Annotated in this window: 8 protein-coding genes and 1 pseudogene; 6 read left to right on the forward strand and 3 right to left on the reverse strand. The window is 69.8% G+C overall.

From position 1 onward, the window contains the following. Positions 1-97 (reverse strand): annotated as a pseudogene (locus tag Q7J26_RS14290) (BAX inhibitor (BI)-1/YccA family protein); the annotation flags it as partial. A 130-nt stretch (positions 98-227) separates the two neighbouring features. On the opposite strand from Q7J26_RS14290, the gene thpR reads away from it, so the two are divergent. From thpR to mmcB, 4 genes are read left to right on the forward strand one after another with little or no spacing between them, the layout of a single operon-like run. Next, positions 228-767 carry an RNA 2',3'-cyclic phosphodiesterase gene (gene thpR, locus Q7J26_RS14295; RefSeq protein ID WP_304937070.1) on the forward strand — a complete coding sequence of 180 codons (540 nt, stop codon included), beginning with the start codon at positions 228-230 and terminating at the stop codon, positions 765-767. Further along, positions 764-1,360: a GNAT family N-acetyltransferase gene (locus tag Q7J26_RS14300; RefSeq protein ID WP_304937071.1), complete on the forward strand. Its 597-nt coding sequence runs from the start codon at positions 764-766 to the stop codon at positions 1,358-1,360. The genes thpR and Q7J26_RS14300 overlap by 4 nt, the downstream gene beginning before the upstream one ends. Before the next feature lie 57 nt (positions 1,361-1,417). Beyond that, entirely contained in the window at positions 1,418-1,942 is a 525-nt protein-coding gene (locus Q7J26_RS14305; protein ID WP_304937072.1) for a lipocalin family protein, read from the forward strand. A 45-nt stretch (positions 1,943-1,987) separates the two neighbouring features. Next, the gene (gene mmcB, locus Q7J26_RS14310) at positions 1,988-2,449 is read left to right on the forward strand and encodes a DNA repair putative endonuclease MmcB (protein ID WP_304937073.1); all 462 of its coding nucleotides are present in this window, start codon (positions 1,988-1,990) and stop codon (positions 2,447-2,449) included. Positions 2,450-2,702: 253 nt separating this feature from the next. Here mmcB and Q7J26_RS14315 read toward each other — a convergent pair whose 3' ends face one another. After that, complete coding sequence (locus Q7J26_RS14315) at positions 2,703-3,491, reverse strand: C40 family peptidase (RefSeq protein ID WP_304937074.1); 789 nt, start codon at positions 3,489-3,491, stop codon at positions 2,703-2,705. Positions 3,492-3,683: 192 nt separating this feature from the next. Between Q7J26_RS14315 and Q7J26_RS14320 the strand changes: the two genes are divergently transcribed. Beyond that, positions 3,684-4,166 (forward strand): hypothetical protein, encoded by a 483-nt coding sequence (locus Q7J26_RS14320; protein ID WP_304937075.1) that lies wholly within the window; start codon positions 3,684-3,686, stop codon positions 4,164-4,166. Between the two features lie 3 nt (positions 4,167-4,169). On the opposite strand, the gene Q7J26_RS14325 is transcribed toward Q7J26_RS14320, so the two are convergent. Beyond that, positions 4,170-5,555, reverse strand: a complete 1,386-nt coding sequence (locus Q7J26_RS14325) for a M17 family metallopeptidase (protein WP_304937076.1) — start codon at positions 5,553-5,555, stop codon at positions 4,170-4,172. An 84-nt stretch (positions 5,556-5,639) separates the two neighbouring features. Between Q7J26_RS14325 and Q7J26_RS14330 the strand changes: the two genes are divergently transcribed. Further along, positions 5,640-6,047 (forward strand): tetratricopeptide repeat protein (locus Q7J26_RS14330; protein WP_370651951.1); only part of this gene is annotated, 408 nt, incomplete at its 3' end.

A 6,047-nucleotide genomic window follows, 5' to 3' on the forward strand; every position in this document is an offset into this window, starting at 1 on the left:
TGTAGACGCCCAGCATGAAGCTGCGCAGGCCGGCGTCGACCGACATGTCGGCCGTCTGCGGCAGAGGACGGGCGTAGCCGTTGTTGAAATCGCTCATGGCGACGAACTTTCTCCGATTGGCCGGAGAGGCTTCTCCGGTCACAGGGTTTGAATATCGTGAGCCGAGGCCCTCGCTGCAAGGAAAACCGGACTTGGAGCCCGTTGTTCCTGCCGCTACCTTCGGTCGCATGCTTCGTCTGTTCACCGCCCTGACCCTGCCGCCCGATGTCGGAGAGACGCTGAAGCGGCGTCAATCCGGCCTGCCCGGCGCGCGCTGGCGGCCGCTGGACGCCCTGCACGTCACCCTGTCCTTCTATGGCGAGACCGACGAACGCCGCGCCGACGACCTGGCGTCGGAACTGGCGCGCGTGGCGGGCGGGCCGTTCGAAATCGCCTTGAAAGGCGTCGGCTGTTTCGGCGACGACCACCGCAGCCACACGCTGTGGGCCGGGGTCGAGACGCCCAACGAGCGGCTGTCGGTGCTGGCCGGGCGCTGTAAGTCGGCCGGCGAGCGGGCCGGGATCAGGATGGAGGCGCGCACATATAAACCGCACGTCACCTTGGCCTATCTGAAGACCCAGACCAATCCCGACCGCATCGGCGCCTGGATGGCCGGGCACAATCTGCTGCACTCGCCGCCGATCCGCATCGACCGCTTCGGCCTGTATTCCAGCGTCCTGACCGATGGTGGCAGCCATTATGAGCTGGAACGGGAGTATCTGCTGTGAGCCCCGATCAGGACTGGGCCGCCTACGCCGTGCCGCCCCATGTGACCCTGGGTCCGACGCTGGAGACCGAGCGATTGATCCTGCGCCCGCCGGCGGTCGAGGACTTTCCGCGCTGGGCCGAGTTCATGGCCGATCCCGAGACCACGCGCTTCATCGGCGGCGTCCAGCCCGCGCCCCAGGTCTGGCGCACCCTCTGCACGATCGCCGGCATGTGGGCCCTGAGCGGAGAGGGCATGTTCTCCATCCTGGAGAAGTCGAGCGGCCTGTGGCTGGGCCGGATCGGGCCGCTGCATCCCTATGGCTGGCCCAGCCGCGAGGTGGGCTGGAGTCTGCACCGCGACGCCACCGGCAAGGGCTATGCAGTCGAGGCCGCCTCCGCGACGATGGACTACGCCTTCGACGCGCTGGGCTGGGATGACGTCATCCACTGCATCGATCCGGAGAACCTGGCGTCTGCGGCGGTGGCGACGCGGCTGGGATCGCGCAATCGCGGACCGGGCGTCCTGCCCGAACCGTTCCAGGATCACGCCGTCGATCTGTGGGGCCAGACGCGCAACGAGTGGTCGGTCAATCGGTCGCGGCTGAAACGCTGACAGCAACCGATCGCGTCGATGCGTCGTATCCCCTCCAGATCGAACGAGGATACGCCCATGTTTCGCGCCAGCCTGATCGCCGCTTCCGCCGCCCTCGCCGTCCTGCCGGCGACGGCATTCGCCCAGGCGTCGAACGTCGATCTGAACCGCTTCGACGGTCGCTGGTTCGAGATCGAGCGCAATCACAACAATGTCCAGAAGGACTGCAGCCGCGCCCAGATCGACTTCACGCCGCGCGACGCCGCCGACCGCTACGCCATCGCCGTGACCTGCACCCGCCGCAACGACGGTCGGGTCGAGACCCTGCGCGCCAACGCCCGCGTCACCGACACTGCGACCAACGCCAAGTTCCGCTTCAGCCTGACGGGCCTGCTCAGCTTCGGCGGCCTGGCGGGTCAGAACTACTGCGTCTACGACCACGCGCCGGACTACAGCTGGGCCATTATGGGCCTGCCGGACAAGTCGAACTGGTGGATCTGGCACCGCAATCAGAATGCGTCGCAAGCCGAGCGCGACCGCATCCTGACCCGCGTCCGCGCCCTGGGCTTCAGCACCAGCCGGGTGGTGCATACCGGCCTGTAAAGGCGCCGCTTGCGGTTGGAACGTAGCCGGAACATAAGTGTCGGCATGTCCGCCGCCGTCCATCTCGAACTGGTCTTCAGCCGCCCCGAAACCACCCAGTCGGTGACACGCGGCGCGGCGCGGCTGATGATGGACATGGGCTATGCGCCCCTGTTGGAGGTCTGCCTGCCCAACGGCCGTCGCGCCGACGTCATGGCCATCGGGCGCAAGGGCGACATCGTCATCTGCGAGGTCAAGTCGGGGGTCGAGGACTATCGGGTGGATCGCAAATGGCCTGAGTACGGACCGTTCTGCGACGCCTTCTACTTCGCCGTCGCGCCCGAGTTTCCGCAGGACATCCTGGCCGACGAACCGGGCCTGATCGTCGCCGACGGCTTCGGCGGGGCGGTGGTGCGCGAGGCGCCGATCACGCCCCTGGCCCCGGCGCGTCGCAAGGCCCTGACCCTGGCCTTCGCCCGGCTGGGCGCGATGCGGGCGATTTCGCTCCAGCATCCGGCCGGCGCCTGATCCTCTTCGCCGGCCGGCAAACCTCGCACGGTTCCGGCGAAAACATCTCGGCTATTCAGAACGTTGTAAAACTATGTCGGCGCTCACCCTCACAGGCTCCGGCGCGGCCTTATAATCGGGCCGGGTCTTTGACATCGCGAACCCGGACCGGGCGATCTGCGCCCGAAAACCCGCCGATGAAAGTGCACGAAAGTGCACTGCTTTTTTTATTTGTGCACCCGCCCCTCGCAGAGCGGTCGCAGGCCCGTCGGCCTCAGAGGCGGCGGAAGACGGCGGCGGCGAAGCCTTCGGCGGTCAGTCGGGCCTCGACCTCGGCCAGGGGCTCGATCACCACCCCGCCCTTTTCGCCGCTGGAATGGATGATCCGCTCGGCGTCCATCATCAGGGCGGAATGGCCGGTCCAGTCCTGGTCCCCGGCGCCGGCCAGCCAGACGACGATGTCGCCGCGCTTCAGGGCGTCGCTCGGCGCGGCCTGGCCAAGGGCGGCCTGGGCGTCGGAACGGCGCGGCCCCGGCAGGCCGCAGGCCAGCAGCGCCTGCTGCACCAGGCCGGAACAGTCGGTGGAGATCGAAGAGCGGGCGCCCAGCTCATGCGGGCGGCCCAGCAGCCATTCGGCCACGGCGACCAGATCGGTCTCGAACTCGCCCACCGGACGCAGCTCGCCCTCGACCAGGCCCGCCGCGCCTTCGACCACCAGGGCGTTCAGCGGCAGGGCGGCGTCCACGGCGGCGACGCGACGGGTCGCCAGGGGCGCCCCGTTCGACAGGCTGTCCAGCACCACCCAGCCGACCACGCCGTCGCGGCGCGCCCGGCCCCAGGCCCGGCCGTTCGCCCGATCCAGAACGTCGAAGATCTCGCCGTGCAGCAGCTGGTCGATCCGCACCTCGCCGTCGGACAGGATGTCGGCGACGGCCACGCGGCAATGCATGGCCTCGGTCTTCCTGTAGGCCGAGGCGCGCACCAGCCCCTCCAGCGCCAGTTCGGCGAGGTCGGGGCGGGCGAGACGGTCGCCGGGCGGGACAAGATCGAGGACGTCAGTCAAACGTGAACTCGCGTGATTGAGCTCCCCGTCTTATCCACTGATGGCGAAGGGGCCGTTAACAGAGGTCGCTTTTCTGAGGAAAATCAACCGAACCGTGTTCTCGAACCGGTCATCCGCCTTGAAGCGTCGCCATAAGCCCCCACGTCGATGCCGGGCGGCGTTCGTCCGTCCTCCCTTTCGCACAGGCCCCGCATGCTGCTGTCCCTGACCCTGATGATCGTCCTCGGCCTGACGGCTTTCGACCAGGGCCCCGTCGGCGCCGCCCTGCGTCACGGACTGGTGCAGGCGCCGGCGCGGATGCTGTCGCGCCTGTCGCGGCTGTCGCGCGGACAGAGGGTCGGCATCGCCGTCGTCGTCCTGCTGGGGCTTGCGACGGTCCTTCTGTTCGAGGCCGAGGGCCTGCGGCTCTTCTCCATGGCGGCGCCGGACCTGATCGCCTGGGTCCTGATGTTCGACGTGACCGTGGTCTTCGACCTGGTCGTCCTGACCATCGGGCTCGGCGCCGTCTCGGGCTGGCGCGGCATGGTGCGCCAGATCGAAGGTCTTCGGGGCCTGGCCCGGCGCCTCGGCGGCCGGATCGCCAGGACCGCCCGGGCGCGCGGGCGGCGCGTTAGACGGCCCCGACCGCCCCGCCCCGGTTCCGACGACGTGGAGCCAGGCGCCGTCTTCGCCTGACCCTCAACCGGCGTAGCGCGCCTTCAGCATGGCGTAGCAGGCCCTCAGCGCCTGGGCCTCGCCGCCTTCGGGATAGCCGGGGCGAGCGCGGGGGTTCCAGGCGAAGATGTCCATGTGGGCCCAGGCGCCGGTGGTCGGCGCGAACCGCTGCAGGAACAGGGCGGCCGTGACCGAACCCGCCTGCGCCCAAGCCGAGGAATCGTTCTTCATGTCGGCGATCTCGGTGTCGAGCGAGGCGCGATAGCCGGGCCACAGCGGCATCCGCCACAGGGGATCGCGCACCGCCCCCGCCGCCGCCAGCAGGCCCGCCGCCAGCGTCTCATCGTCGGTGTAGACGGGCGGCAGATCCGGCCCCAGCGCGACCCGCGCCGCCCCGGTCAGGGTGGCGAAGTCCAGCGTCAGATCCGGCTGGTGCTCGCCCGCCCGCGTCAGGGCGTCGGCCAGGATCAGCCGCCCCTCCGCATCGGTGTTGCCGATCTCGATGGTCAGGCCCTTGCGGCTGTTCAGCACGTCGCCGGGCCGGAAGGCGTCGGCCGAGACCGCGTTCTCCACCGCCGCCACGATGACCACCAGCCGCACGGGCAGGTCCGCCTGCATCACCAGCCGCCCCAGGGCCAGGGCGTGGGCCGACCCGCCCATGTCCTTCTTCATGTTCCGCATCCCGGCGGCGGGCTTCAGGTCCAGCCCGCCGGTGTCGAACACCACCCCCTTGCCGACCAGGGCCACCAGCGGCAGGTCCGTCCGGTCCAGCTTCCAGCCGATCTCGATCAGGCGCGGCGCCCGGTGCGGCGCGGCCGCGCGGCCCACGGCGTGAACGGCCGGATAGTTCTCCTCCAGCAGGGCGTCGCCCTCGACCACCGTGATCGTGGCCCCGGCGCTCTCGGCGATCTCTCTGGCGATTGTCTCGATCTGCAACGGCCCCATGTCGGCGGCGGGCGTATCGACCATCTCGCGCGCCAAGGCGCAGGCGGCGGCGATGCGCGAGACCTCGGCGACATCCACCCCGTCCGCCGCGACCAGCCGCACGGGCGCCTTGTCCGGCCGCGCCTTGTAGCGATCGAACACATAGGCCCCCAGCAGGAAGGCCAGCGTCGCCAGTTCCGCATCCTCGGCCGCCAGTTCAAGCCGATACAGGCCGCCCGGCAACCGCGCCGAAAGCCCCCGCACGCTCATCGCATCGAACGCCGCCCCCGACCCGACCACGACCTGAGCCACCTCGCCGTCCGTCCCCGGCACGACCAGCAGCTGACCCGTCTTACCCTCGAACCCGTGCAGGTCCCCCCAGCGGCGGGCTGCGCCGTCCAGCGCGCCGCTGGCCTGAACGAAGCGGATCGGGATCGCGCCGTCGCCGTCTTGGGCGGAAACCAGCAGGGGATGCGAGATGGACATGGGGCCCTCGAGACGAAGTTAACCATCAGTTGACGCGAACAGGCGATCTTCCGGCAAGACCCAAGGACCGTCTGGACCTGACCCATGTCGCGCATGCCCGCCCTTCTCGCAACCGTCGCCCTGCTGGCCCTCCATGGGGGACAGGCTGCGGCCGCCGACCAGACCGTCCCTGCGGCGACCCAGACACGCGCCCCCGCCTCGGCCGAGGTGCGCGCCACCTATGACCGGATGGACGCCCTGTCCCGCTCGGTCTTCTGGGCCTCCGAACAGGAAGCCGACCCCACGGACGCAGTCGCCGGCGTGAAGCTGGCCCAGGCCCTGCGCGAACTGGGCCGTTACGATCAGGCCGCCGAGGCCGCCCAGGCGACCCTGACCGTCCAGCCGAACAATCTCGACGCCCTGCTGGAGCTGGGTCGCGCCCATATCGCGCGTGGCCAGGCCTTCTACGGCGTCGCTCCGCTGGAGAAGGCGCGCGACCTGGCGCCGCGCGAC

This window comes from Brevundimonas sp., assembly GCF_030656255.1.
Classification (GTDB): Bacteria; Pseudomonadota; Alphaproteobacteria; order Caulobacterales; family Caulobacteraceae; genus Brevundimonas.